This window comes from Cellulomonas sp. P2_B4 (assembly GCF_056404795.1).
The window spans coordinates 40,449-65,019 of sequence record NZ_JBFUDI010000002.1 but is presented as its reverse complement, the minus strand read 5'-3'; the positions used below and the strand labels follow the sequence as shown (position 1 = coordinate 65,019).

Below are 24,571 nucleotides of genomic sequence, written 5' to 3'. Positions count from 1 at the left end.
TGAGGTGGAAGGTGTGGGCACCATCGTGCCAGCAGGCACCGACGCGTCCCTCCCCCGGGCGCGCTCGCGTCCTCACGGGCGATATAGTTGAACGTTGTATCACTCGACGAAAGGCTCCAGGGTGCCCGACTACGGCCATGACCTCGTGTTTGGCAGCTTCATCACGCCGTCGGCCAAGGACCCGCACCAGGTCGTGGCGCTCGCGCAGGCGAGCGAGGAGGTCGGCCTCGACCTCGTGACGTTCCAGGACCACCCCTACCAGCCGGCGTTCCTCGACACCTGGACGCTGCTGTCCTGGGTCGCCGCCTCGACGCAGCGGGTGCTGCTGTCGGGCAACGTGCTCAACCTGCCGCTGCGTCCGCCGGCCGTCCTCGCGCGGGCGGCCGCGAGCCTGGACCTGCTCTCGGGCGGCCGGCTGGCGCTCGGGCTCGGGTCCGGGGCGTTCTGGGACGCGATCGTGGCGATGGGCGCACCGCGTCGCACCCCCGGCGAGGGCGTGACCGCGCTCGACGAGGCGATCGACATCATCCGCGGCGTCTGGGACGCCGACGAGCGGACTCCGCTGCGGGTGCGCGGCACGTTCCACCAGGTCGACGGCGCGAAGCGGGGCCCGTCGCCCGCGCACGACATCCCGATCTGGCTCGGCGCCTACAAGCCGCGGATGCTGCGGCTCGTCGGCACCAAGGCCGACGGCTGGCTGCCGAGCCAGGGGTACCTGCAGCCCGGCGACCTGGGGCGCGGCAACGCGGCCATCGACGAGGCGGCCGAGGCCGCCGGCCGCGACCCGCGCGAGATCCGCCGGCTCCTCAACATCGGCGGTCCCCAGGGCACCCCCGAGCAGTGGGTCGACGAGCTCCTGCCGCTCGCGCTCGAGGACGGCATCGGCACGTTCATCGTCGCGGCCGACGACGAGCGCACGCTGGCGGTCTTCGGGCAGGAGGTCGCTCCGGCACTGCGTGAGGCCGTCGCCGCCCAGAGGTCCTCGGCCGGCACGGCGACCGGCGCGGTCCGGCCCGCGGCCGCCCTGGCCAGACGGCGTCCGGGGATCGACTACGACGGGCTGCCCGCGTCCCTCGTCGGCAAGGCCGTCGAGCCCGGAGACCGCGAGTACGGGCGCGTCCGTTCCACGTACATCTACGCGGGCTCGCCGGGCCTCGTCATCCGGGCGACCTCGCCGCAGGACGTCAGCGACGCCCTCGCGTTCGCCCGAACGCAGGACGTGCCGCTCGCGGTCCGCAGCGGCGGGCACGGGATCAGCGGTCGGTCGACGAACGACGGCGGCATCGTGATCGACGTCGGGAAGCTCGACACGGTGGAGGTGCTCGACCGCAGCCGCGGACTCGTCCGGCTCGGGGCCGGGGCTCGCTGGGGCGACGTCGCGGCCGCGCTCACGCCGCACGGGCTCGCGATCAGCTCCGGCGACTACGGCGACGTCGGCGTCGGCGGGCTGGTGACCGCGGGCGGCCAAGGGTTCCTCGCCCGCTCGTACGGCCTCACGCTCGACCACGTCGTGGCCGCCGAGCTGGTGCTCGCGGACGGTCGGATCGTGCGCACCGACGCGGAGCACGAGCCCGACCTGCTGTGGGCCGTGCGGGGTGCGGGCGCCAACTTCGGCATCCTCACCGCCGTCGAGATCGAGGCCGCGCAGGTGGGCAACGTCGTGCACGCGACGATCGTCTTCGACGCCACGGACACGGCGGCGTTCATCGAGTCGTGGGCGACGTTCGTCGAGGGGGCGCCGCGCGAGCTGACCAGCTTCCTGAGCCTGATCCCCGCGAGCGGGCAGAACCCGGCCATCGGCTACACGATCGCCGTCTGGGCGAACGACGACACCGAAGCGGCGGTCGCGGTCCTCGAGCCGTTCCTCGACCTGGCGCCCGTGCTGCAGCAGCAGGCGCAGGTCGTCCCCTACGCCGCCACCGTCGAGGCGCACCACGGTCAGCACACCGGCGGACCCGACTTTGCGGCGCGCGGCGGGCTCGTGGAGCACGTGACGCCCGAGCTGGCCAAGCTGCTGGCCGACCTGGTGCGCTCCGGCGTGTCCGGCATGGTGCAGCTGCGGGCGGTCGGCGGTGCGGTCAACGACCTCGACCCCGCGGCCACCGCCTATGCCCACCGGACGCAGAACTTCTCGCTCGCCGCGACGGCCGGCGGGCGTCGTCGCGCCGACATCGACGCCTGGTGGGAGCGGCTCGCGCCCTACCTCGACGGGGTCTACCTCAGCTTCGAGACCAACCAGTCCCCCGCCCGCGTCGCCGAGGCGTTCCCGCCCGCGACTCTCGCCAAGATCGGCCGCCTCAAGGCGCTCTACGACCCGTCGCACCTGTTCGACAGCAACTTCGGGGTCGCCCCCCTGCCGTCTGCGACGATGTCGTGATGAGTGCCGACGACGTCACCGAGATCCAGCGCACCATCGCGACCATCGAGCAGCAGGAACGCGACCTGGTGTTCACCACCTTCACCCACGACGACGCCTGGCGGCTCGGCTGCCTGCTGATCGAGCTGGGACAGGAGCGTGACCTGCCGATCACCGTGGACGTCCAGCACGGGACTCAGCAGGTGTTCCACGCGGCGCGGGCCGGGACGACGGCGGACAACGACACGTGGGTGGCGCGCAAGGTCCGGGTGGTCCTGCGCTTCGGCGCGCCGTCCTACCTGGTCGGGCTGCGCGCGAAGGCGAAGGGCACGACGTTCAACGAGCAGCACGACCTGCCCCTGCGCGAGTACGCCGCGCACGGTGGTGCGTTCCCGATCCGGGTGCGCGACGTGGGCGTCGTCGGCGTCGTGACCGTGTCGGGTCTCCCCCAGGCCGACGACCACGCGCTCGTCGTGGAGGCGCTGACCGCTCACCTGGCGGCCTGAGCCGACCACAGCCCCCGCCGGGCCCCCGAGCCCGCCGCGAGCCCGTTCCGCGCCGTCGTCCGGGGGCAACCTGGACGCATGACGGCGAACGAGGACGACGACTGGCTCGACGAGGAGTGGGACACCCAGCTCAGGGCGGGGCGCGGGGCGTGGGAGGCGCTGGACTGGGACGACGACGGTCCGGACGACGACCTGCCGCCCCCGCCGGGCGGGCCGGTCGGGACGCCCGACGACGCCCTCGGGGTGCTCCTCGGCCTCGTCGGCTACGAACGGTCCGGGGAGCCGGCCCTGTGGTTCGTGCTGCTCGACGCAGGCGGGTACACCCTTCCGGTCGCGCTGCCGATCTCGGACGTCGCGATGCGCGCCGAGCCCGAGGTCGTGAGCGGCATCCTGCACGTCCTCGGCTCGGTCCTCGACGAGTACGCGCCCGGCGGGTCGGTGCTCGTGGGTCTCGTCCGGGAGGCAGGCGGAGACAGGGGCCTGTTCGAGGCGTCGTGGGCGGGTGCCCTGCGCGAGGGTGCCGACGAGGCCGGGGTCCGCGTCTCGGGGTTCGCCGCGATCGGCGCCGACCGCGCCAGGATGCTCGAGTGGTGAGCCGGTCAGCCGACCGGGCCCGGCGATGCGTCGTCGATCGCGGCGAGCTGGTCGAGCGTCGGCTCCCACAGGATCGCCGCCACGTTCGCGCGCAGCTGCTCGGGCGTCCGGGCGCCGGCGATGACCGTCGAGACCGCGGGCTGGGCGGCGAGGCCACCCAGCGCCAGCGTCGGCAGGTCGATGTCCCACTGCCCGGCCAGCGCGGCGAGCGCGTCGATCCGGTCGAAGTCCGCGGCCGCCAGCCGGTCGGGCCAGCGGGACAGTCGCGAACCCTCGGGCGCGGTCTCGTCGCGAGAGTACTTGCCCGTCAGGAGCCCCGAGGCGAGCGGCACGTACGGGATCAGGCCCACGCCGACCTGCTCGAGCGCGGGGATCAGCTCGGCCTCGGCGTCCCGGGCCAGCAGGTTGTACCGGTTCTGGGCCGAGACGAAGGCCGTCGCACCTGCGGTCCGCGCGCTCCAGTCGGCGTCGACCACCTGCCAGCCCGCGAAGTTCGAGGACCCGAGGTAGCGGACCTTTCCCTCGACGACGAGCTCGTGCAGGGCGGCCAGCGTCTCCTCGATGGGCGTCACGGGATCCGGCACGTGCATCTGGTACAGGTCGATCCGGTCGGTGCCGAGCCGTTGCAGCGAGGCCTCGACAGCGCGCCGCACGTATGCGCGCGAGCCCGCCGCCTCGCCCTGCGGCGCGCCCGCCCCGAACTTGCTGGCGAGGACGATCTCGTCGCGACGGCCGGCCAGCGCGGCGCCCAGCAGCTCCTCGCTCTGGCCGAACGACCCGCCGTAGACGTCGGCCGTGTCGAAGAAGGTGATGCCGGCGTCCAGGGCCGCGCAGACCAGGGCCGGAACCCCGTCCGGGGCCAGCGTTGCGCCGAACGTGTTGCACCCGAGGCCGGCGACGGACACGCTCGGTCCGCGCTCGCCGAGCTGTCGGAACGTCATCTGCCTGGTGGGAGCCTGCGAAGTCACCCTGCGACCCTAAGCCTCTCCGCCACATGCTGAGGGCGTTCACAGTCCCTTCACCTCGACCTGGAACACTGGAGGGGCCCCCACCGTTAACACCGGTGGAAGTTCACACTCTCGACGGCCGTACAACGGCACGGAGGATCCCAAGATGGCAAACCGGTCCCTGCGCGGCATGCGCATCGGGTCCCACAGCATGGAGACGGAAGACGGCGTCGAGTTCGCGCCCCGCCTCCAGGCTCACTACGACTGCCCCAACGGGCACACGATCATCCTGCCGTTCTCGGTCGAGGCCGATGTTCCGGTGGTCTGGGAGTGCCGTTGCGGCGAGGAGGCACTGCTTCGCGACGCCTCGCGACCCGAGGTGAAGGCCGGCAAGCCCCCGCGCACGCACTGGGACATGCTGCTCGAGCGCCGCACCGTCGGTGAGCTCCAGGAGCTGCTCGACGAGCGCCTCGACCTGCTCCGCTCGGGGAAGCTGCGCCGCAGCGCCTGACGCGCTCGACAGCTAGGAACGCCTGAACGCTCCCGCCACACGGCGGGAGCGTTCTGCTATCCCCCACCGCGTCACGCTGACCAGGGCCTCGACGACGATCGCCCGGCTCATCTTGGACGTGCCCAGCTCACGCTCGACGAACGTGATGGGAACCTCGACGACGCGCGCGCCCTGCCGGACGGCCCGCCACGCCATGTCGACCTGGAAGCAGTAGCCCTGGGACGCGATGTCGTCGAGCGTGAGGTCCCTCAGCAGCGTGGCGCGGTAGGCGCGGAAGCCACCCGTGGCGTCGCCGAGCGGGATGCCCAGGATGATCCGCGTGTACGTGTTGGCGCCCCGCGACAGGACGTGCCGGCTCATCGGCCAGTTGAGCACCTTGCCGCCGGGCACCCACCGCGAGCCGAGCACGAGGTCGGCGTCCTGCAGCGCGTCGAGGAGCCGGGGCAGGTCCTCGGCGCGGTGCGAGCCGTCCGCGTCCATCTCGACGACGACGTCGTAGGACCGCTCGAGCGCCCAGTGGAACCCCGCGATGTAGGCCGTCCCGAGACCGAGCTTCCCGGACCGGTGCAGGACGTGGACGCGACGCGGTCCGTCGACCTCCTGATCGGCGATCTTCTCGGCCACCTCGCCCGTGCCGTCGGGAGAGCCGTCGTCGACGACGAGGACGTCCGCCTGCGGCACGTGCGCGCGCAGCCGGTCCAGGGCGAGTGGGAGGTTCTCGCGCTCGTTGTACGTGGGGACGACGACCAGCACGCGTCCGACGGAGCCCGTCATGCGGCGGTGCCGACCCGGTCCTGGCGACGGATCCCGCGGGCGCCGGCGATCCCGGCGGCGACCATGACGATCGCCAGGCCGTCGACGATCCACGCCGGCCAGGAGCCCAGTCGGGTAGCGGGCGTCAGGGAGTCGCGCAGCGGAAGGGACGCCACCATCTGCGCGGCCGTGAACAGGTCGGTGTCCTGCGCGACCACACCGTTCGGCTCGATGACCGCGCTGACGCCCACCGTGGAGATCTGGACGGTGGCCCGGCCGTGCTCGATCGCGCGCAGACGCGACATCGCGAGCTGCTGCGTGGACTCGTCGGAGACGCCGAAGGACGCGTTGTTCGTCTGCACGACCAGCACCTCTCCCCCGGCCCGAACGGCGTCGCGGACGATCGCGTCGTACGCGACCTCGAAGCAGATGACGTCCCCGATCCCGACCGTGCGGCCCAGCCGTTCGGACTGCAGGGGGATGTACCCAGGCTTGTTGCCGGGCAGCATATCGCGCGTGACCAGGTCGACCGCCGACGAGAACGGACGCACCAGCGAGCGCAGCGGGATGTACTCGGCGAACGGCGCGGGGTGCTGCTTGCTGTAGTACTCGGTGACACCGACGCCGGGCACCCAGAGCACGGCGGTGTTGTACCGGCCGCCGCTCTCGGGGTACTGCACGGTGCCGACGAGCATCGGGGCATCGACCGCGGTCGCGGCGTCGTCGATCAGCTTCGCCGCCCCGGCGTCCACCTGCGGGTCGATGTCCGTGCCGTTCTCGGGCCACAGGACCAGGTCGAGATCGCCGGGCTCCACCTGGTCGAGCAGCGCGTAGGTGCCCGCGACGTGGTTGTCGAGGACCGCCTCCCGCTGCCCGAACGCGTCGAGCCCGGTGCCGGGGACGTTGCCCTGGACGGCACCCACCTTGAGCGAGCCCTGCTGGGCCTGGGTGTCGAGCGGGATGGTCAGGCCGACGACGAAGATGACCGCGACCACCGCGCAGGCCACGCCGAGGCGCACCAGGCGCAGCCTGCGGGCCGCGAGCCAGATCCGCGCCAGGAGCACCCCGACCGCCACGACGACTCCGGTGAGCAACGGCGTCCCGCCCCAGGAGATGAACGCGGCGAGCGGCGAGTCCGCCTGCGAGAAGGCGATCCGCCCCCACGGGAACCCACCGAAGGGCCACGACGCCGCGAGCTCCTCCGTGGCGGCCCAGAGCACCGCGAACACGACGACCTGCAGACCTCCGCTGCGCCAGACGGCCTGCCCGCGCCGGGCCCACGACCAGGCCGCGCCGAACAGGGCGAAGTACAGCGCCTCGAGCGTGGACAGGGCGAACCACGGGACCTGTCCCACGGCGTCGCCCGTCCAGCTGATCAGGGGGACGAACAGGGCCAGGCCCCAGACGAACCCGACGAGGGCGTTCCAGCGGGCGCTGTCCCGACGCATCGCGAGGTAGACGAGCGCGATGCCGACGAAGGCCATCCCCCACCAGCCGGGAGCGGGAAAGGCGAGCCGGGTCAGATAGCCACCGGCGACGGCGAGAACGAGAGTCCACCAGCGGGCGGGTTCACGGGCGGGCACCTCAGGAGAGTACGTCAGGTGCATGTGTCGGGAGGTCGTCGCGACCGGGCGCCTGAGAATCGCTCAGGCGCCGACCGACCGGCCCGCGTGTCCTTCGTACCGGTCGGCGTGCAGGCGCACGGACCGTTGTCTACTGAACACGCGGGCCCGGTCGGAGCCCTAGCTCTCCACCTTTGCCCCCCATGGCCCGACGTCGTCGTGGGCATGTCGCTCAGGTGGATCCCCTGAAACCTACCCAGTTCCCCGGGTGTGTCAAGGCCGCGACGGTGCAGGTGAGAGCCGTACCCGCAGGTCACCAGAGCCCCCCGCGTACGGTCTGTACCGTTCGGTTCGGCGTGTCGGTCCGCGTGTCGCGGGATCAGGCGGAATCGGACTGCGCTGTCCACCATCGGGCTCGGTTTTTTTCACCCGGTCAGTTGTCCAGGTTCTCCCGCGTGTCTCGGATCGCGGCGTCCGGCGTGTCTCAGAACGTGTCGTGCAGGACGGTCCCGCCGCGCACGGTGCGCAGACACTCCGGCAGCGGGGCGTCCTGCGACATGTCCGGCAGCAGCGGGATCCCCGCGCGCGCGTCGGCGCTCCACGACGAGAAGCGGCCGTCCGCCGACTGCACGGTCAGATGCTCCGCACGCCACACCGCGAGGTGGGCCGGCGACCCCACCCGCAGCTCGCCGGCGCCGGTGTGGTCGAGGCCCGCGAGCCGCCAACCGCCACGGGTCGAGGCCCGGAACGCGGCCCGCGCCGAGATCCGCTGGTCGGCGGAGCGGTGCTGGACCGCGGCACGGACCGCCGCCCACGGCGAGATCGGCGTGACGGGCGAGTCCGAGCCGAACGCGAGCGGGATCCCGGCCGCGGCGAGGTCGGCCAGCGGGTTGAGGGCGGCGGCGCGGCCGGCGCCGAGACGGGCGGCGTACATGCCGTCCGGACCGCCCCACGCGGCGTCGAACCCGGGCTGGACGCTCAGCTGGACGCCCAGGAGGACGAACGCGGCCAACGTCGGGGCGTCGACGAGCTCGGCGTGCTCGAGCCGGTGCCCGCGTCGCGCGATCGCCTCCACACCCTCCACGTCGACGGCGGCCCGCAGCCCGATCAGCAGCTCGTCCATCGCCCGGTCGCCGATGACGTGGAAGCCGCCCTGGACGCCCGCACGGGTGACCGCGGTGAGGTGGTTGCAGACCTGCTCGGCGGTCAGGTACAACGCGCCGTCGCTCGACGGGGCGTCCGTGTAGGGCGCCCGCAGCGCGGCGGTCCGCGAGCCGAGCGAGCCGTCGATGTTCAGGTCGCCACCGATCCCGGTGAGGCCGGGGATCGCCGCCAGGATCTCGCGCGCGTCGTCGACCGTGACGCACTGCTCGCCGCGGTAGCCCACGAGGTGCGGCAGGCCGCGCTCCTCGTCGGCGGTCAGCTCGAGCAGCTCGATCAGACCCTCGCGCGTGTCGATGAAGGGCGCCGACTGCTCGTGCACGGAGACGACGCCCCGGGCCGCGGCGTGCTCCAGCGCCTGGCGGTACAACCGGGTCCGCCGGTCCGGCGCGACCGTGCGCGCCGCGTCCCGGGCGGCGTGGTGCGCGTCCCGCTCGACGCGCCCGTCGAAGCTCCAGCCCGGCAGCACGTCGAGGCCGGCGCTCGCGGTCAGGGCGCTCGAGACGACCGCCGAGTGCACGTCGACGCGGGCCAGGTACACCGGAGCGCCACCCGCGGCCGAGTCGAGCTCCTCGCGGGTGGGCGGCCGCCCCTCGGGCCAGCGCAGCTCGTCCCAGCCGAAGCCGAGCAGAGGGCTGTCCTGCGCGCTCGCGGGCCGTTGCTGTGCCGCCCTGTGCACGGCCTCGAGCGCGTCCGCGAGCGAGTGCACGCCGCCCTCGGCCGACAGGTCGATGCTCTCGAGCGCGAGGCCGGTCTCCAGGACGTGCACGTGCGCGTCGACGAAGCCGGGGGCCACGAGCGCGCCGTCGAGATCGATCACCTCGTCGGCCCGGGAGGCGAGCCCGTCGGCGGTGTCGTCGGCGCCGATCCACGCGACCACACCGTCCTCGACGAGCAGCGCCTCGGCGAACGGGTCTGCGGACGTGTGCACCGCGCCGTGGCGGTAGAGGGTCGAGCTCACACGGGCACGATAGAGCCCTACACCGACGAGTACGCCACCACTCCGCGCCGCAACGCGTCCACGGCCTTGCGGGCGGTCTCGCGGACGCGGTCGTGCGGAGCCGCCTGGGACACCTGGTCGAGCACGTCGATGACCTGCTTGCACCAGCGGACGAAGTCCCCGGCGGACAGCTCGTTGCCCTTGAGCACCGCGTCGAGGCTGCGTCCGGCCGCCCAGCGGTGCACGGCCTCGACCAGGCCGGTGTCGAGCGGCTGCGTCGTCTCGACCTTGTGCGCGGACTCGAGGTCGTCGAGCTCGGACCAGGCCCGCACGGTCGCGTCCAGGGCGACCCCCAGCCTGCTCGCCGGTCCTCCCGGGATGCGCGGCTCGCCCTGGTCGTCGCGGCGGGACCGGTAGACCAGCGTCGAGACGGCCGCCGCGAGACCCGGGGCGTCGAGCTCGTCGAACACGCCGCGTCGCAGGCACTCCGCGAGCAGCAGGTCGTTCTCCGCGTAGATCCGGCGCAGCCAGCGGCCCTCGTCGGTCACCTCGAGCGTGGCGCGGCCGCCGCCCTCGGCGTCGGACTGCGCGAGGTAGCCCAGCTGCAGCAGCACGTCGCAGATGCGGTCGAACACGGCCGCGATCGAACCCGTGCGGCCCGCGATCCGGGCGACGAGCGCGTCGTGCTCGCCGGACAGCCGCGCCCAGCGCTCGGCCCAGCGCATGTGCTCCTCGCGGTCGGGGCAGCTGTGGCACGGGTGCGCGCGCATCCGACGCCGCAGCTCGGCGATCTCGGCGTCGTCGGTGGCCGCCGCCCGTCGGGTCGGCTTCACGCGGCCCTTGGACGACGTGTGGGCGTGCCCGTCCTCGCTGACGGCCGTGCGGAGCTGGGCGGCCAGGTCGCGACGGGCGGCCGGCACGCGGGCGGTGAACCCCTTGGGCACGCGCAGGAACCCGACGGTGCGGGCCCCCGTCCCGACGTCGGCCACCGTGAGCTTGCGCACCTGACGGTCGACGGTGAGCACGGTCGGCTTCGGGCCGTCGAACCCGGCCTCGCCGCCGGGGTCGATGACGACGACGTGGCCCGACCGACGCCCCACGGGGATCTCGAGCACGTCCCCGACCCGCAGGCCTTCGAGCGTCCGGGCGACCTCGGCCCGGCGGGCGGACGCCTCGGCGCGTGTGAGGTCCTTCTCGCGGGCTGTGATCTGCCGGCGCAGGGACGCGTACTCGGCGAAGTCGCCCTGGTGGCACTCCATCGCCTTCGCGTAGCCGTCCAGCGCCTCTGTGTGGCTCTGTGCCTGCCGCGCCAGGCCGACGACACCCCGGTCGGCCTGGAACTGCGCGAACGACGTCTCCAGGACCTCACGAGCACGGTCGCGACCGACCTGCGCCACGAGGTTGACGGCCATGTTGTAGGTGGGCCGGAAGCTGGACCGCAGCGGGTAGAGCCGCTTGGACGCCAGGCCGGCCAGCTGCACCGGGTCGAGCCCAGGGTGCGCGACGACGACCGCATGGCCCTCGGTGTCGATCCCCCGGCGTCCCGCGCGTCCGGTCAGCTGGGTGTACTCCCCCGGCGTGACGTCGACGTGGCTCGAGCCGTCCCACTTGACCAGCTTCTCGAGCACCACGGACCGCGCGGGCATGTTGATGCCGAGCGCGAGCGTCTCGGTGGCGAACACGACCTTGACCAGCCCCTGCGAGAACAGGTCCTCGACGGTCTCCTTGAACAGCGGGAGCATCCCGGCGTGGTGCGCGGCGACGCCCCGGCTGAGCGCCTCCGCGAACTCCCAGTAGCCGAGCACGGGCAGGTCCTCGGGCGGGACGGCGGCGCACTTCTCCTCGACGATCATCCGGATCCGCGACGACTCGGCCGGGCTCGTCAGCCGCACGCCCGCGGCGAGGCACTGCTGCACGGCGCCCTGGCAGCCCGCCCTCGAGAAGATGAAGACGATCGCGGGCAGCAGCCTGTCCGCCTCCAGCGCGTCGACGACCGCGAACCGAGGGGTGGGCTTCCCGCCGCCCGGGCGGTGGTTCGGGCGGCCCTGCTGCTGCCTGCCGCGGTGCGCGGGACCGCGTCGGGCCGGCACCTCCTCGCGGTTGCTGCGGCGCAGCAGGTGGCTGAGGTCGGGGTTGATCGGCGGGTCGACCCCCGGTGCCGTCGGGTCCACGTGACCCGCGTACAGGTCGAGCAGCTCGCCTCGTACAAGGACGTGCTGCCCGAGCGGCACGGGACGGTGCTCGCTGACCACCACGGTCGTGTCGCCGCGGACGGTGGCGAGCCAGTCGCCGAACTCCTCGGCGTTCGAGACGGTCGCGGACAGCGACACCAGCTGCACGTCGTCGGTGAGGTGGATGATCACCTCTTCCCACACGGGCCCACGGAACCGGTCGGCGAGGTAGTGCACCTCGTCCATGACGACGAACCCGAGCCCCTGCAGGGTCGTCGACCCGGCGTACAGCATGTTGCGGAGCACCTCGGTGGTCATCACGACGACCGGGGCGTCCCCGTTGATCGTCGTGTCCCCGGTGAGCAGGCCGACCTTCTCGGCGCCGTAGCGACGGACCAGGTCGCCGTACTTCTGGTTGGACAGCGCCTTGATCGGCGTCGTGTAGAACGCCTTGCGACCGGACTCGAGCGCGAGGTGCACGGCGAACTCGCCGACGACGGTCTTGCCCGCACCGGTCGGCGCCGCGACGAGCACCCCGCTGCCGCGTTCCAGCGCCAGGCACGCGTCCACCTGGAACTGGTCGAGCGGGAACCCCAGCAGCTCCCGGAACTTGGCGAGCTCGGTGCGTTCCTCGTCGGCCCGGCGGCGGGCCGCCGCGTAACGCTCGGCGGGCGAGGGCTCGGCCGGCGGGTCAGCGGGACGGGAGGACTTGCGTGTGCGGGCCACCACACGCACACCCTAGGCACACGTGGGCCGCCCACAGGCCCGGCGCGCGCATCAGCACAGGACGGAGAGCGCCCCGGGCTCGACGGTGACCCGCAGCGGGAGCGGTCCGACGCGCTCCCCGTCGGCGAACGCGGCGGGCGGCAGGCCGCCGAGGTCGGTCAGCGGCTCGATGAGCACGGACCGGCTGCGGAACACGTCGACGGACGGGTGGCCCACGTGCTTGCCCCCGTAGATGCCGGGGAAGATCTTGATCACGCCGGGCTTGCTGAAGGGTCCGGCGACGACGACGTCGAGCAGACCGTCGTCCACGACGGCGTCGGGCGCGATCTTCAGGCCGCCGCCGATCCACGGCACGTTCGCGACCGCGACGAGCGTGCCGGTGGACTCCCACACCTGGTCGTCCATGGTCACGCGGTACCCGTAGGGCTCGAACCTGGGCAGCTCGGCGAGCAGCGCCCGCACGTACCGCCCGGAGCCCTTGGGCCAGGTCATCTCGTTCGCCCGGGCGTTGATCGCGGCGTCGAACCCGCAGGACAGCACCCCGAGGAACCACTCGTGCGCGGCCGTGCCGGGCGGACCGACGCGCACCGCGTCCACCTGCCGGGGTCCCTCGCGCAGCCCGTGCTCGATGGCGGCGACGGACGCGTCGACGTCGCCCGGCTTCGGCAGCTCGAGCGTGCGCGCGATGTCGTTGCCCGTCCCCGCCGCGACGACGCCGAGCGGCAGGTCGGTGCCGGCGACGACGTTCACGCCCAGGTGCACCATCCCGTCGCCGCCCACGACCACCAGCGCGTCGAGGCCCGCCAGGACGGCCGTGCGGGCGCGGTCGGTGGCCAGCGCGAGCGAGGCAGCCGAGAGGTCCTGGACGTCGTGCCCGCGAGCACGCAGCAGTTCGTGCGTGCGTCGGCCGGCGGCGGTCCCCCGCCCCTTGCCCGCGGTGGGGTTCACCACGACGCCCAGACGAGTCACGCGGCCCCCCCGGGGGTGTCGTCGGGCAGGTAGCCGTCGAGCGTCGGCAGCCCCTCGGCCAGGCGACGCTTGTTGACCCGCCGGTCGTGCAGCTCGCAGACCAGCAGCGCGATGAAGTACAGCCCGCAGATCGGCAGCGCGACCATGAGCATCGTGATCGCGTCGGGGGTCGGGGTCATGACGGCCGCGAAGACGAACGCGATCACGACGGCCCACCGCCAGCTGCGGCGCCACATCGCCGCCGAGCCGAGGCCCGCGAAGTTGAGGGCGACCATGAGCACGGGCAGCAGGAACGCCAGACCGAAGGCCAGGGTCAGGCGCATGACGAAGCCGAGGTACGTCTGGGCGTCGATGAGGTTGTACGCGCCCTCGGGGGTGAACTCGGTCAGCAGCCGGACGGCGTTCGGCAGCGCCCACCAGGCGAGGTAGGCGCCCGCGAGGAAGAGCGGCACGGCGACGCCGACGAACCCGTACGCGTACGCGCGCTCGCGACGCGTGAGCCCGGGCGTGATGAAGCCCCAGAGCTGGTAGATCCACCAGGGGCTCGAGATGAGCACGCCGAGGAAGAACGAGACCTTGATCTGCATGTCGAACGAGGCGGCCAGGCCGTTGAAGTTCAGCCCGACGAGGTCGCCGCGCGCCTCGGCCACGTCCTGGATGGGCTGCTGCAGGGCCTCGAAGACCGGCGTGTACAGGAACCACCCGATGACGGCCCCGACGAGCAGGCCGATGACGGCGAGGAACAGCCGGTGACGCAGCTCGACCAGATGTGCTCGCAGCGGCATCCGGCCGCCGGGTTCATCCCCGCGGCGTGCGCTCACCTGCGGGTCAGACCTTCGGCGGGGCGGAACCCTCGGTCGGCTCGGGCCGGTCCGGGGTGACGACGGGCGTCTGCACGACGACCGGCGGGGTGACGACGGTGGTCTGGGCCACCGGGGTGGTGCCGGCCGGCGCGTCCGTCGTCGGCGCGTCGTCCTTGTTCAGGTCCTTGACCTCGTTCTTGAAGATCTTCATCGACTGCCCGACGCTCTTGGCCACGTCCGGGAGCCGCTTGGCCCCGAAGACGAGAAGGACCACGGCGAGCACGAGAACCACGTGCCAGGCGCTGAGGTTACGCACGGATCGAGCCTCCGTCGTTGAGTGATGACTCGGCAATCCTACGCGCGCGCGGAAACGGTCAGCGCCAGTAGGCCTTCCAGGCGCGTCGGGTCGCCTCGCGACGAGCCTGCCGGGCGACCCGGCGGCCGGCCGCGGCGACGCGGAGCTCGGCGTAGCGGTCGTACATCTCGGCGGGCTCGGCGAAGACGGTCGGACCGGTGTCGGGCCGCAGAGCGGCGGCCGCGGCCTGCAGCTCGTCGACGCGCACGGCCAGCTGCTCGGCTACCTCGGCGGCACGGCCGAGCTCCTTCGCCAGCGCGACGCCGGACCGCCACAGCCGCCGGCCGAGCAGGAAGGCGCCACCCAGCGTCGCCAGCACCAGCACGGTCCACACGGAGAACCAGAGCACCCTCACACCCCCGTCTCGGCGAGCGCACCGTAGGCCCGCAGCGCCGCTCGGGCCGACGACGCGACCTCCTCGGCGACGCGGGCGGGCTGGATCTCGAGCACGTCGTCGGCGACCTGGAGCACGAGGTGCCGCAGCCAGGACTCCTGCACCACCCGCAGGTCGACCTCGAACGAGCCGTCGTCGTGGTTGCGTACGGCGTCGACGGGCGTCGTCTCGGCGACCCACCGGGCCCGGCTGGTCAGGTGCAGCGTGACGAGCTCACCCTCGGGCCCGGGCTCGAACAGGTGCGCGCTCTCGCTCACCTGGTGCTCGAGGCTCGGCTCGTCCAGGACGTGGGCCTCCAGCACGCGGTCGATGCGGAAGAGCCGCTCGCCGTCCACGAGCAGGCACCACGCCAGCAGGTACGAGCGCTCGTCGTCGGTCGCGAGCCGGATCGGGTCCACGTCGCGCTCGGTGGTGATGTCCGCGGCGTTCACGTAGCGCAGGTGCAGCCGTCGCCCGTCGCGCAGGGCCGTCGCGACCGCGGCGGCCACGTCGGGCGCGGCGTCGACGGCGAGCCGCACGTCGACCGCCGCTGCGGCGTCGCCGGTCGCCGCGGTCAGCTTGCCCAGAGCCGAGCGCAGGACCGCGGCACGCTCGGGGTCCATGGCCGAGCCGAGGGCCGAGTCGAGCGCCCGCAGCGCCGCGACCAGCGCGACCGCCTCACGGGCACCCAGGCGCAGCGGCCGCGTCATGCCGCGCGACTCCGTGAGGCGCACGACGCCCTGCTCGTAGGAGGCCGCGTCGAAGTCGATGAGGTCGTGCGGGTAGTAGCCCGGCGTGCCTGTGACCCAGAGCGTGTCGATGTCCGACATCACCTGGCTCGTCGTCACGCCGAAGTGGTCGGCGATCTCCTCGACCGCGACGCCCTCGTGCCGGTCCAGGTAGGTGATCATCCCCAGCATCCGCAGGAGCCGGTCGCTGGCGCGCTCAGCCATCGACGCTCACCCCCTGCTGGTCGACGGACGAGTCGAGGACGGCCGCGGTACGCAGCAGGTGCAGGACGTGCTCGCGCAGGCTGACGGGCGCGAGCACGACGACGGCCGCGCCGTAGCCGACGAGCTCCTCGGCCAGCTCCCACTCGGCCCGGTACGGCACGTGCACCAGCTCGCGGTTCGCGACGAGGGGCGCGGTCGCGGGGTCGGCGGTCCAGTCCGTGGCGTCCGGTGGCGCAGGGACGGCGCGCGCCCGCGGGGCGCTCGCGCGCTCCGGGAGGATCGCCAGGGTCGCGATCAGCTCGGGTCCGGCTCCCCACGCGCGCATCGCCTGGGCGAGCGCCTCCGGCTCGGGGGGCGGGAACGACCCGGGCTCCCCCACCGACCGCACGGCACCCTCGATGCGGCTGAGCCGGTACGACCGGCTGGCGCCACGGTCCCGGTCCAGGCCGACGAGCACCCAGCCGCCACGCCGGGCGAGCAGCTTCCACGGCTCCACGACGCGCTCGCGGACCTCGCCGGTGGTCGCGGCGCGGTAGGTGAACCTGACCGGCTGCCGCGCCTGGACGGCGTCGACGAGCGGGCTGAACGCGCCGCCGCCCGCCCGCACGCGCGGGGAGAGGCCCGCGACGAGGTCCGTCGACTCGACACCCTCGCCGACGGCCCGCAGCTTGGTCAGGGCGCGCGACGTGTCCGCCTGGACGGCCTGGTCCTGCCACACCTGGGCGGCCATGGCGAGCACCCCGAGCTCGGCGGCGGTGAGGTCGAGCGGGGGCAGCGCGTAGGCGTCCAGGTCGACCCGGTAGCCGATGTCGTCGCCGTGGCCCGCGTCGGTGATCGTCAGGATCGGGATGCCGAGGTCGCGCAGGGTGTCCTTGTCGCGCTCGAACATCCGCTCGAACGCGTCGTCGGACGGTGCCTCCTGGTAGCCGGCGACACTTGTGCGCACCTGCTCCTTCGTCATGCGGCCGGCCGTGTTGACCAGGGCGATGACGAGGTTGAGCAGGCGCTCGGCAGGGGCGATCTGAGCGGCCATCGAGCACCACCGTAGTGGCCGGTAGCGTGGGCGCGTGATCACGTGGCGTGCTGGGGTCGTGGTGTCGCTCGGATCCACGTGGCCGGGCGCCGCAGAGGTGACGGTCGAGCTGGAGTCGCCGGTCGGGGCGGTTCCCGCCGGCGGGACCGTCCGGGCGCTGGCCTACCCCTCCCTCGTCGGGTCCCCCGTCATCGGCGACCGGGTCCTGCTCAACGTCTCGGCCCTGGCCCGTGGGCTGGGCACCGGCGGCTACGCACTGGTCGTCGCGCGGCCCGACACCCCGCCGGCCGACCCGCCCGAGGGTCCCGGCCACCTGGTCAAGGCTAGGTACACGCCGCTGCAGGCGATGGTCCTGGGGGTCGACGACCAGGAGTCGCCGCACCACGACGTGCTTCGCGACGCGGACGACCTCGCCGGGCTGCCGGTCGTCGTCGCGGACCTGCACTCCGCCCTCCCCGCGATCGTCGCGGGCGCCCGCTTTGCCGCCGCCCGCACCGGCCAGGCACCTCCGAGGGTCGCGTACGTGATGACCGACGGCGGCGCGCTGCCCGCCTGGTTCTCCCGGGCCGTCGCGGGCCTGCGGTCGGCGGGCTGGATCGACGCCTGCATCACGACCGGGCAGGCGTTCGGCGGCGACCTCGAGGCGGTCACGGTGCACACCGGGCTGCTGGCCGCGCGGCACGTCGTCGGCGCCTCTCTCGTGGTCGTCGCGCAGGGGCCGGGCAACCTCGGCACGGGCACGCGCTGGGGGTTCTCGGGCGTCGCGGCGGGCGAGGCCGTCAACGCGGCGGCCGCGCTGGGCGGTCGCCCGGTCGCGTCCCTGCGCGTCTCGGGGGCCGACGAGCGCGAGCGCCACCTCGGCATCTCGCACCACTCCCTGACGGCCTACGGACGGGTCGCGCTCGCGGCCGCGGACGTCGTCGTCCCCGTGTTCGACCCGGGTGCGCTCGACGGGCTCGGGCACCGGATCGACGACCAGGTCGCGGCGCTGTCGTCGCGGCACCGCCTGGTGCGGGTGCCCGCAGGAGCGGACCTGCTGAGCGCGCTGGCGGGCTCACCGGTTCGCCTGTCGACGATGGGCCGGGGGCTCGATGCCGACCCGGCGTCGTTCCTGACCGCCGCCGCCGCGGGCGTGCACGCGGTCGACCTGCTCAGCTGACGAAGACGCCGTCGACCAGCGTCGGCACCGACGTGCTGCGACCGACCTCTGCCGCGATGTCCACGTCGCCGGCGAACCCGGCACGGCCCAGCTCGAGACCGCTCGTGCACCCGTGCAGGGCGGTGCGCTCGTGGCCGCGCACCTCCCGGTAGGCCGCGGCCGCGGCGGCCGCCTCGGGCGACAGCACGAGTCCCTGCTGCTGCAGCGCGTCGATCACGGCGCCCGCACCCCAGAGGTCCTCGACCGCGGGCCGCAGCGATCCGTCCGGCCACTGTTCGCCGGCCGCCACGACCAGTACCCGTCCGAGCGGTCCGACCTCGGCGGCGACCGCGTGGGCGTTGCGCAGGCTCGCACCCACGACGGTCGTGCCGAGCTCCGCGAGCCGGCGACCGATCGTCGAGCCGTTGGGCGACGGCAGGACGAGCGGTCCGGGAGCGTCCCACCGCCGCAGGCTCGCCGGCGACAGTGACGGCCCGTGCGTGGCGGTCCGCGGACCGGCGAGCGTGGCACCCCGGTCGGCGGCGAGCCGCGCGGCGTCCTCGGCGCTGCCCGCGTGCGGCAGGACGTCGATCCGCAGGTCCGCGGCGACGGACAGCGTCGTGGTGAACGAGAGCACGTCGACGACCACCGAGACGGCCGCCGACGCCGCCAGGGATCGCGCACCCTGCAGCCCCCACTCGAAGCAGACCGGGTAGCCGGGCTGCGCAGCAGGGTCCTCCCCGAGGTACCCCGTCGCGGGGTCGATCCCGGCGAGGAACCCGCGGATGGTCTCCGCAAGCCGTCCAGGGTCGAGCGGCATGCCGCTCGAGGAGAAGCCGTAGCCGGGGTTCGGCCCGGTCAACCACGTCAGGTCGTAGCCGCCGGTCGCGCTCTCGACGACGCGGAACCGCTCGCCGTCGACCTCGATCTCCACCTCAGTCGTCCCGAGGCGTGGCCGTGTGCTGGGCGACGAGGGTCGAGAGGCGCCGGGCCTCGGCGTCGGCGTAGGCGCCGTCCGCCCGCTGGATGCCCATGACGGCCAGCGTGTCGCCGTCGGACAGGTCCAGCTGGACCCACGGCCGCCCAGAGCCGAAGCGCACCGAGACGATCTCGGCCCACTCCAGCCGGCGCGTGTAGACGAGGTTCCGGACCGTGACGCCCTCGTCGTCGACCCGGGCCTGGACGGTGGCCTGTCGCCAGCAGAACCCCGCGATGAGCAGCCCGACCAGCGCGAAGCCGACCTGGTCGCCGGTGTTCAGGGTCGGCATGAACACGATCAGCAGGCCCGTCAGGACGAGGACGATGACCGCGAGCGTGAGCGTCACCACCCGCGCGGCGCGAGGTCGGAACGTCCGGTACGACGATGCCGCCACGACGACGCTCAGAGTCGGCAGGCGTGGATCGACGTCACCAGGATCGCGCGCGCACCGATGTCGTAGAGGGAGTCCATGACGCGGTTCGTCTGGTCGCGACGGACCATGGCGCGCACGGCCGCCCAGTCGCGGTTGTGCAGCGGCGAGACGGTGGGCGACTCGAGCCCGGGCGTGATCGCGACGGCCTTGTCGACGAGGTCGAGCGGCACGTCGTAGTCCATCAGCACGTACTCGCGCGCGGTGAGCACGCCCTGGATCCGCCGGGTCAGCACGTCGAGGCCCAGGGGCTCGTCGACGTCGGACCGGCGGACCAGGACGGCCTCCGAGCGCAGGATCGGCTCCGCGAAGATCTCGAGGCCTGCCGCGCGCAGCGTCGTGCCGGTCTCGACGACGTCCGCGATCACGTCGGCGACGCCGAGCTTGATCGCGGACTCGACCGCACCGTCCAGCCGCACGACGCCGGCCGGCTCGATGCCGAGCGAGCGCAGGTACGAGCGCACCAGCACCGGGTAGCTCGTCGCGACCCGGCGGCCACCGACCTGCGCGACGTCGGTCCACTCCCCGGCCGCGCCGGCGAACCGGAACGTCGAGCGGGCGAACCCGAGCGGCAGGTGCTCGACGGCCGCGGACTCCGAGTCGAGCATCAGGTCGCGGCCGGTGATCCCGACGTCGACGGTCCCCGCGCCGACGTACACCGCGATGTCGCGCGGGCGCAGGAAGAAGAACTCGACGTCGTTGTCCGGGTCGGGCAGCACGAGCTCGCGGGAGTCGCGACGCTGCTTGTAGCCGGCCTCCTTGAGCATCTCGACGGCAGGCTCCGACAGGGAGCCCTTGTTCGGGACGGCAATCCTCAGCACAGCGAAGTCCTCGGGTCTCAGAGGTGCGCGTACACGTCGTCGAGCGTCAGTCCGCGCGCGATCATGAGCACCTGCAGGTGGTACAGCAGCTGGGAGATCTCCTCAGCCGTCCGCTCGTCCGACTCGTACTCGGCCGCCATCCAGACCTCGGCGGCCTCCTCGACGACCTTCTTGCCGATGCCATGGACACCGGAGTCGATCTCGGCGACGGTACGGGAGCCGGCGGGGCGGGTAGCCGCCTTGTCCGCCAGCTCGGCGAACAGCGCGTCGAAGGTCTTCACTCGGCCAAGAGTAGGGGCTGCTGCGGCAGCCCTCCGTCGCCGTCCGCGGGCCGGGCGCGTGCCTGCTGACGCCACCACACCACGAAGCCCCAGATCACGACGCCCGCGTAGACGAGGTAGAGGGCGGCCGACGGGTAGTAGCCGGCCGTGAACAGCAGCGGCACCCCGACGGCGTCGACGGCGATCCAGATGAGCCAGAACTCGATCCAGCCGCGCGCCATCCCGTACGTGGCCAGGAACGACCCCGTGAAGATCCACGCGTCGGCCCACGGTCCCCACGAGCCGAGCGCCTCGAAGATGTACGCGAACGCGACCGTCCCGACGACGCCGATGGTGACGAGCTGGATCCAGCCGTTGCGGCCCGCCCAGCGCGGCACGACCCCGGGCGCGTCCGGGTCCCCGTGCGCGCGTCCGGCCGCCCGCGCCTGGCTCCACCGCACCCAGCCGTAGACCGAGACGATGATGAAGAAGACCTGACGGCCCGCCTGCCCGTACAGGTCGCGAGCCTGCGGCGTGTGGAACACGCCACCGAGGAACACGGTGAACAGCAGGACGTTGCCGACGATGCCGACGGGCCACGCCCAGACCTTCCGGCGCATGCCGCCGATCGCCGAGCCCAGGCCGAAGCCGTTGCCGACGATCTCGCGCCAGAGGATGTCGTGGCCCGCGATGGTCCACGTCGCGTCGAAGAGCCAGTTGTGCACTAGAGCCCCCGCAGCGCCACAACCGTCGCCACGGCGGCCTCCGCAGCCTCGGCGCCCTTGTCCTCGTGCGACCCGGGCAAGCCGGCGCGGTCGAGCGCCTGCGCCTCGTCGTCGCAGGTCAGGACGCCGAAGCCGACCGGGATGCCGGTCGACGCGGCGACGTCCGTCAGGCCGAGCGTCGCGGCCTGGCACACGTACTCGAAGTGCGGGGTGCCGCCGCGGATCACGACGCCCAGGGCGACGACCGCGTTCGCGCCGGCCTCGACCGCGGCGCGCGCGGCCACCGGCAGCTCGAACGTGCCCGGCACGCGGATGACGGTCACGTCGCTGACGTGCGCGGACTCCAGGGCTCGCGTCGCGCCGGCGAGCAGGCCGTCCATGACGACCGTGTGCCAGCTCGCGGCGACGACGACGACCTTCAGGCCCGTGCCGTCGACGGTCAGGGTGGGTGCTCCAGCACCGCTCATGCCAGGTCCTCCAGGTTCTCGAACGCGTGGTCCTCGTGGTCGGCGCCGGGGGTGGCCGGCGTCGCGTGCACCGGTGCGACGGCGATGGGCTCGCGCTCGGTGCCGGCAGGCAGGTGGAGCAGGTGCCCCATCGACGTGGCCTTGGTGCGCAGGTAGGCCTCGTTCTGCGGGGTGCGCCCGACCTCGAGGCTGCGGATCTCCGCGACGTCGATGCCGTGCGCCCGCAGCCCGGCCACCTTGGCGGGGTTGTTGGTGAGCAGGCTGACCCGGCTCACCCCGAGGTCCGTGAGGATCGCTGCCGCGGCACCGTACTCGCGGCGGTCCGCGGGCCAGCCGAGGTCGAGGTTGGCCTCGACCGTGTCCCGACCGGCGTCCTGCAGCGCGTAGGCGGCGACCTTGGCCAGCAGTCCGATCCCCCGGCCCTCGTGACCGCGCAGGTAGACGACCGCCCCGCCCTGCTGCGACGCGAGCTCGAGCGCCGCGTCGAGCTGCGGACCGCAGTCGCAGCGCGCCGAGCCGAACGCGTCGCCCGTGAGGCACTCGGAGTGCACGCGGACCACGGGATGCTCGGCCAGGCCGCTCGTCGGCACCAGCGCGACGTGCTCGTCGCCGGTGCGCAGGTCGCGGTAGCCGTGGATGCGGAACTCGCCGTGCTTCGTCGGCAGGTACGCCGTGTGCGTCGCGTGCACCCGCTCGCGCGGCGGCGCGGCGACCGCGACCTCGCTGGTCACGTCGTCGCCGTGGCTCGTCCGCCAGGCGACGATGTCCTCGATGGTCAGGAGCACGAGCCCCTCGGCCTGCGCGAGCTCGGACGCGACGTCGAGCCGCGTCATCGTGCCGTCGTCGTTGACCAGCTCGGCGATCGCGCCGACCGGCTCCAGGCCCGCGAGCCGGCACAGGTCGACCGCGGCCTCGGTGTGGCCGGCCCGGTGCAGCACGCCCCCGGGGACGGCACGCAGCGGCAGGACGTGCCCGGGCCGGATGAGGTCCTCCCGGCCCGACGCCGGGTCCGCCAGCACCCGCAGCGTGCGGGCACGGTCGGACGCGGAGATGCCCGTCGTCACGCCCGTGGCCGCGTCGACCGTGACCGTGTAGGCCGTCCGGCGCGGGTCCTGGCTGTGGGGCACCATCAGCGGCAGGTCCAGGGCATCCGCGCGGGACGCCGGCATGGGCGCGCACAGGTACCCCGACGAGTGCCGGATGGTCCACGCGATCCACTCGGGTGTGGCGGACTGCGCCGCGAGGATGACGTCGGCCTCGTTCTCGCGGTCCGGGGAGTCGGCGACGAGCACGGGCCGTCCCTGCCGCAACGCCTCCAGGGCCTCCTCGACGGTGCCCAGACGGACGCTCATCGCAGCACCCCGGCCGAGGACAGCAGGCGTTCGGTGTACTTGGCCAGGACGTCCACCTCGATGTTCACGCGGGCCCCGGGTGCCAGGGTGCCGAGGGTGGTCGCCTCGAGCGTCGTCGGGATGAGCGAGACGCCGAATGAGTCGTCCGTGACGTGCGTGACGGTCAGCGAGATGCCGGACACCGCGATCGAGCCCTTCTCGGCGATGTACCGGTTGAGCTCGGGCGCGAGGCCGATCTCGACGTCGTCCCACCGCGGTCCGGGGGTGCGGCTCAGGATCGTGCCGACCCCGTCGACGTGCCCCTGCACGACGTGGCCGCCGTACCGACCGCCGACCGCCAGCGCGCGCTCGAGGTTCACCGGGCTGGACACACCGAGGTCCTCCAGCGCGCTGCGGCGCAGGGTCTCCGGCATCACGTCGGCCCAGAACGTCCCGTCGCCGGGCAGCTCGGTCACCGTGAGACAGACGCCCGAGACGCTGATCGAGTCCCCCAGGTGCGCGTCCGAGACCACGAGCGGGCCGCGCACGCGCAGCCGGGCGTCCTGCGCCCCGTGCTCGATGGCCTGGACGGTGCCGACCTCTTCGACGATTCCGGTGAACATCAGCTCTCCTCGCTGGTGGTGCTGGTGAGTTCGGGGGTGGCGACGACGAGCACGTCCGGGCCGAGCGGCAGGACCGTGCGCGTGGTCAGGCGGACGGCCTGGTCGATCGTCGTGACGCCGAGGTCGGCCAGCGCGGGCGGGCCGGAGCCGAGCAGGACGGGGGCGACGTAGGCATGCACCTCGTCGACGAGCCCGGCCCGCACGAACGCCGCGGCGAGGGTCGGGCCGCCCTCGACCAGGACGTGCCGCACCTCGCGCTCCTGCAGGCGCGCCAGGACCTCGGCCGGGTCGTGCGTCCGCAGCGCGAGCAGCTCCCCGCCCGGGCCGTGCAGGCGCGCGCCGGCCGGCACCGGCCGGTACCCGACGACCACGCGCAGCGGCTGGTCGCCGTGCAGCTCGCCCGCGGCGTTGCGGGCGGTCAGGGACGGGTCGTCGGCCAGCGCGGTCCCGGTGCCGACGACGATCGCGCCCACCTCGGCGCGCAGGTCGTGGGCGTGGTGGCGCGACACCTCCGACGTGATCCACCGGCTGGACCCGTCGGCTGCGGCGATCCGGCCGTCGAGGGACGTGGCGAGCTTGAGCGTGACGAACGGGCGCCCACGTTCGACCGACGGCAGCCAGGCGCCGAGCAGCTCGCGCCCCTCGTCGGCGAGCACGCCGGTCTGCACGTCGACGCCGGCGTCCCGGAGCCGCTGGGCGCCGCCCGCGGCCACCGGGTTGGGGTCGACGACCGACACGACCACGCGGCTGACACCTGCGGCGATCAGGGCCTCGGAGCACGGGCCGGTGCGGCCGGTGTGGTTGCACGGCTCGAGCGTGACGACTGCGGTCGCGCCGACGGTGTCGCTGCCGCGTGCCTCCGCGTCGACGAGGGCGGCGACCTCGGCGTGCGGGGTGCCGGCACCGCGGTGCCAGCCCTCCCCCAGGACCTCGCCGGACACGCTCAGCAGGACCGCGCCGACGCGCGGGTTCGGGCCACCGGCCGGGCCGCGTCGCGCGATCTCCAGCGCGTGCCGCAGGGCAGACAGCTCGGCGGGAGCGACGCGCTCGACCTCCGTGCTGGACATGCTCACCTCCGGGCGCG

At 73.5% G+C, this 24,571-nt stretch carries 25 protein-coding genes; 5 read left to right on the top strand and 20 right to left on the bottom strand.

The annotated features are described in order from the left end of the window. Window positions 1-121 precede the first annotated feature (121 nt). The 3 genes from AC1DZC_RS02820 to AC1DZC_RS02810 all read left to right on the top strand — a co-directional run bounded on the left by AC1DZC_RS02820 (window position 122) and on the right by AC1DZC_RS02810 (window position 3,456). Window positions 122-2,377, top strand: coding sequence for an LLM class flavin-dependent oxidoreductase (locus tag AC1DZC_RS02820; protein ID WP_477042177.1), 2,256 nt, complete (start codon window positions 122-124; stop codon window positions 2,375-2,377). Beyond that, a complete protein-coding gene (locus tag AC1DZC_RS02815; protein ID WP_477039382.1) occupies window positions 2,377-2,862 on the top strand; it encodes a heme-degrading domain-containing protein in 486 nt (161 codons plus the stop codon). Before AC1DZC_RS02820 ends, AC1DZC_RS02815 begins: the two co-directional genes overlap by 1 nt. A 78-nt stretch (window positions 2,863-2,940) precedes the next feature. Further along, on the top strand, window positions 2,941-3,456 hold the full coding sequence (locus AC1DZC_RS02810) for a hypothetical protein (RefSeq protein ID WP_477042176.1): 516 nt from the start codon (window positions 2,941-2,943) through the stop codon (window positions 3,454-3,456). A gap of 5 nt (window positions 3,457-3,461) precedes the next feature. On the opposite strand, the gene AC1DZC_RS02805 is transcribed toward AC1DZC_RS02810, so the two are convergent. After that, window positions 3,462-4,397 carry an aldo/keto reductase gene (locus AC1DZC_RS02805; protein ID WP_477042446.1) on the bottom strand — a complete coding sequence of 312 codons (936 nt, stop codon included), beginning with the start codon at window positions 4,395-4,397 and terminating at the stop codon, window positions 3,462-3,464. A gap of 172 nt (window positions 4,398-4,569) precedes the next feature. Between AC1DZC_RS02805 and AC1DZC_RS02800 the strand changes: the two genes are divergently transcribed. Further along, window positions 4,570-4,914 carry an RNA polymerase-binding protein RbpA gene (locus tag AC1DZC_RS02800; protein ID WP_028046368.1) on the top strand — a complete coding sequence of 115 codons (345 nt, stop codon included), beginning with the start codon at window positions 4,570-4,572 and terminating at the stop codon, window positions 4,912-4,914. Between the two features lie 12 nt (window positions 4,915-4,926). Here the strand turns inward: AC1DZC_RS02800 and AC1DZC_RS02795 are convergent, their stop codons facing one another. The 10 genes from AC1DZC_RS02795 to AC1DZC_RS02750 all read right to left on the bottom strand — a co-directional run bounded on the left by AC1DZC_RS02795 (window position 4,927) and on the right by AC1DZC_RS02750 (window position 16,713). After that, window positions 4,927-5,688 (bottom strand): polyprenol monophosphomannose synthase, encoded by a 762-nt coding sequence (locus AC1DZC_RS02795; protein WP_477039384.1) that lies wholly within the window; start codon window positions 5,686-5,688, stop codon window positions 4,927-4,929. Further along, complete coding sequence (gene lnt, locus AC1DZC_RS02790; RefSeq protein WP_477042175.1) at window positions 5,685-7,250, bottom strand: apolipoprotein N-acyltransferase; 1,566 nt, start codon at window positions 7,248-7,250, stop codon at window positions 5,685-5,687. The genes AC1DZC_RS02795 and lnt overlap by 4 nt, the downstream gene beginning before the upstream one ends. A 463-nt stretch (window positions 7,251-7,713) precedes the next feature. Continuing rightward, a complete protein-coding gene (locus tag AC1DZC_RS02785) occupies window positions 7,714-9,351 on the bottom strand; it encodes an amidohydrolase (RefSeq protein ID WP_477042174.1) in 1,638 nt (545 codons plus the stop codon). Between the two features lie 17 nt (window positions 9,352-9,368). Beyond that, a complete protein-coding gene (locus AC1DZC_RS02780; protein ID WP_477042173.1) occupies window positions 9,369-12,230 on the bottom strand; it encodes a DEAD/DEAH box helicase in 2,862 nt (953 codons plus the stop codon). 48 nt (window positions 12,231-12,278) lie between these two features. After that, window positions 12,279-13,196 (bottom strand): diacylglycerol/lipid kinase family protein, encoded by a 918-nt coding sequence (locus AC1DZC_RS02775; protein WP_477042172.1) that lies wholly within the window; start codon window positions 13,194-13,196, stop codon window positions 12,279-12,281. Next, window positions 13,193-13,981 (bottom strand): twin-arginine translocase subunit TatC, encoded by a 789-nt coding sequence (gene tatC, locus AC1DZC_RS02770; protein WP_477039461.1) that lies wholly within the window; start codon window positions 13,979-13,981, stop codon window positions 13,193-13,195. The genes AC1DZC_RS02775 and tatC overlap by 4 nt, the downstream gene beginning before the upstream one ends. A 43-nt stretch (window positions 13,982-14,024) precedes the next feature. Next, on the bottom strand, window positions 14,025-14,315 hold the full coding sequence (gene tatA, locus AC1DZC_RS02765; protein ID WP_477039389.1) for a Sec-independent protein translocase subunit TatA: 291 nt from the start codon (window positions 14,313-14,315) through the stop codon (window positions 14,025-14,027). 58 nt (window positions 14,316-14,373) lie between these two features. Further along, complete coding sequence (locus AC1DZC_RS02760) at window positions 14,374-14,709, bottom strand: hypothetical protein (RefSeq protein ID WP_477042171.1); 336 nt, start codon at window positions 14,707-14,709, stop codon at window positions 14,374-14,376. Next, window positions 14,706-15,680, bottom strand: a complete 975-nt coding sequence (locus tag AC1DZC_RS02755; protein ID WP_477042170.1) for a helix-turn-helix transcriptional regulator — start codon at window positions 15,678-15,680, stop codon at window positions 14,706-14,708. Before AC1DZC_RS02755 ends, AC1DZC_RS02760 begins: the two co-directional genes overlap by 4 nt. Beyond that, window positions 15,673-16,713 carry a helix-turn-helix transcriptional regulator gene (locus AC1DZC_RS02750; RefSeq protein WP_477042169.1) on the bottom strand — a complete coding sequence of 347 codons (1,041 nt, stop codon included), beginning with the start codon at window positions 16,711-16,713 and terminating at the stop codon, window positions 15,673-15,675. Before AC1DZC_RS02750 ends, AC1DZC_RS02755 begins: the two co-directional genes overlap by 8 nt. 34 nt (window positions 16,714-16,747) lie before the next feature. On the opposite strand from AC1DZC_RS02750, the gene AC1DZC_RS02745 reads away from it, so the two are divergent. Further along, on the top strand, window positions 16,748-17,872 hold the full coding sequence (locus AC1DZC_RS02745; RefSeq protein WP_477042168.1) for a DUF3866 family protein: 1,125 nt from the start codon (window positions 16,748-16,750) through the stop codon (window positions 17,870-17,872). Here AC1DZC_RS02745 and AC1DZC_RS02740 read toward each other — a convergent pair. Genes AC1DZC_RS02740 through ribD form a run of 9 tightly spaced genes read right to left on the bottom strand, consistent with a single transcriptional unit; the run spans window position 17,865 to window position 24,554 of the window. Further along, a complete protein-coding gene (locus AC1DZC_RS02740; RefSeq protein WP_477042167.1) occupies window positions 17,865-18,785 on the bottom strand; it encodes a 2-phosphosulfolactate phosphatase in 921 nt (306 codons plus the stop codon). The two genes, AC1DZC_RS02745 and AC1DZC_RS02740, sit on opposite strands and share 8 nt — an antisense overlap. 1 nt (window position 18,786) lies before the next feature. After that, window positions 18,787-19,224, bottom strand: a complete 438-nt coding sequence (locus tag AC1DZC_RS02735; protein WP_477042166.1) for a PH domain-containing protein — start codon at window positions 19,222-19,224, stop codon at window positions 18,787-18,789. An 8-nt stretch (window positions 19,225-19,232) separates the two neighbouring features. Continuing rightward, window positions 19,233-20,081: an ATP phosphoribosyltransferase gene (hisG, locus tag AC1DZC_RS02730; RefSeq protein WP_477039396.1), complete on the bottom strand. Its 849-nt coding sequence runs from the start codon at window positions 20,079-20,081 to the stop codon at window positions 19,233-19,235. Window positions 20,082-20,098: 17 nt separating this feature from the next. Beyond that, complete coding sequence (locus AC1DZC_RS02725; protein ID WP_477039397.1) at window positions 20,099-20,362, bottom strand: phosphoribosyl-ATP diphosphatase; 264 nt, start codon at window positions 20,360-20,362, stop codon at window positions 20,099-20,101. Next, on the bottom strand, window positions 20,359-21,066 hold the full coding sequence (gene pnuC / locus AC1DZC_RS02720; protein ID WP_477039398.1) for a nicotinamide riboside transporter PnuC: 708 nt from the start codon (window positions 21,064-21,066) through the stop codon (window positions 20,359-20,361). The genes AC1DZC_RS02725 and pnuC overlap by 4 nt, the downstream gene beginning before the upstream one ends. Next, window positions 21,066-21,533 (bottom strand): 6,7-dimethyl-8-ribityllumazine synthase, encoded by a 468-nt coding sequence (gene ribH / locus AC1DZC_RS02715; protein WP_477042165.1) that lies wholly within the window; start codon window positions 21,531-21,533, stop codon window positions 21,066-21,068. The genes pnuC and ribH overlap by 1 nt, the downstream gene beginning before the upstream one ends. Further along, entirely contained in the window at window positions 21,530-22,885 is a 1,356-nt protein-coding gene (ribB, locus tag AC1DZC_RS02710) for a 3,4-dihydroxy-2-butanone-4-phosphate synthase (protein ID WP_477039400.1), read from the bottom strand. The genes ribH and ribB overlap by 4 nt, the downstream gene beginning before the upstream one ends. Then, on the bottom strand, window positions 22,882-23,487 hold the full coding sequence (locus AC1DZC_RS02705; protein ID WP_477042164.1) for a riboflavin synthase: 606 nt from the start codon (window positions 23,485-23,487) through the stop codon (window positions 22,882-22,884). Before AC1DZC_RS02705 ends, ribB begins: the two co-directional genes overlap by 4 nt. Then, window positions 23,487-24,554 carry a bifunctional diaminohydroxyphosphoribosylaminopyrimidine deaminase/5-amino-6-(5-phosphoribosylamino)uracil reductase RibD gene (ribD, locus tag AC1DZC_RS02700; protein ID WP_477042163.1) on the bottom strand — a complete coding sequence of 356 codons (1,068 nt, stop codon included), beginning with the start codon at window positions 24,552-24,554 and terminating at the stop codon, window positions 23,487-23,489. The genes AC1DZC_RS02705 and ribD overlap by 1 nt, the downstream gene beginning before the upstream one ends. Window positions 24,555-24,571 lie beyond the last annotated feature (17 nt).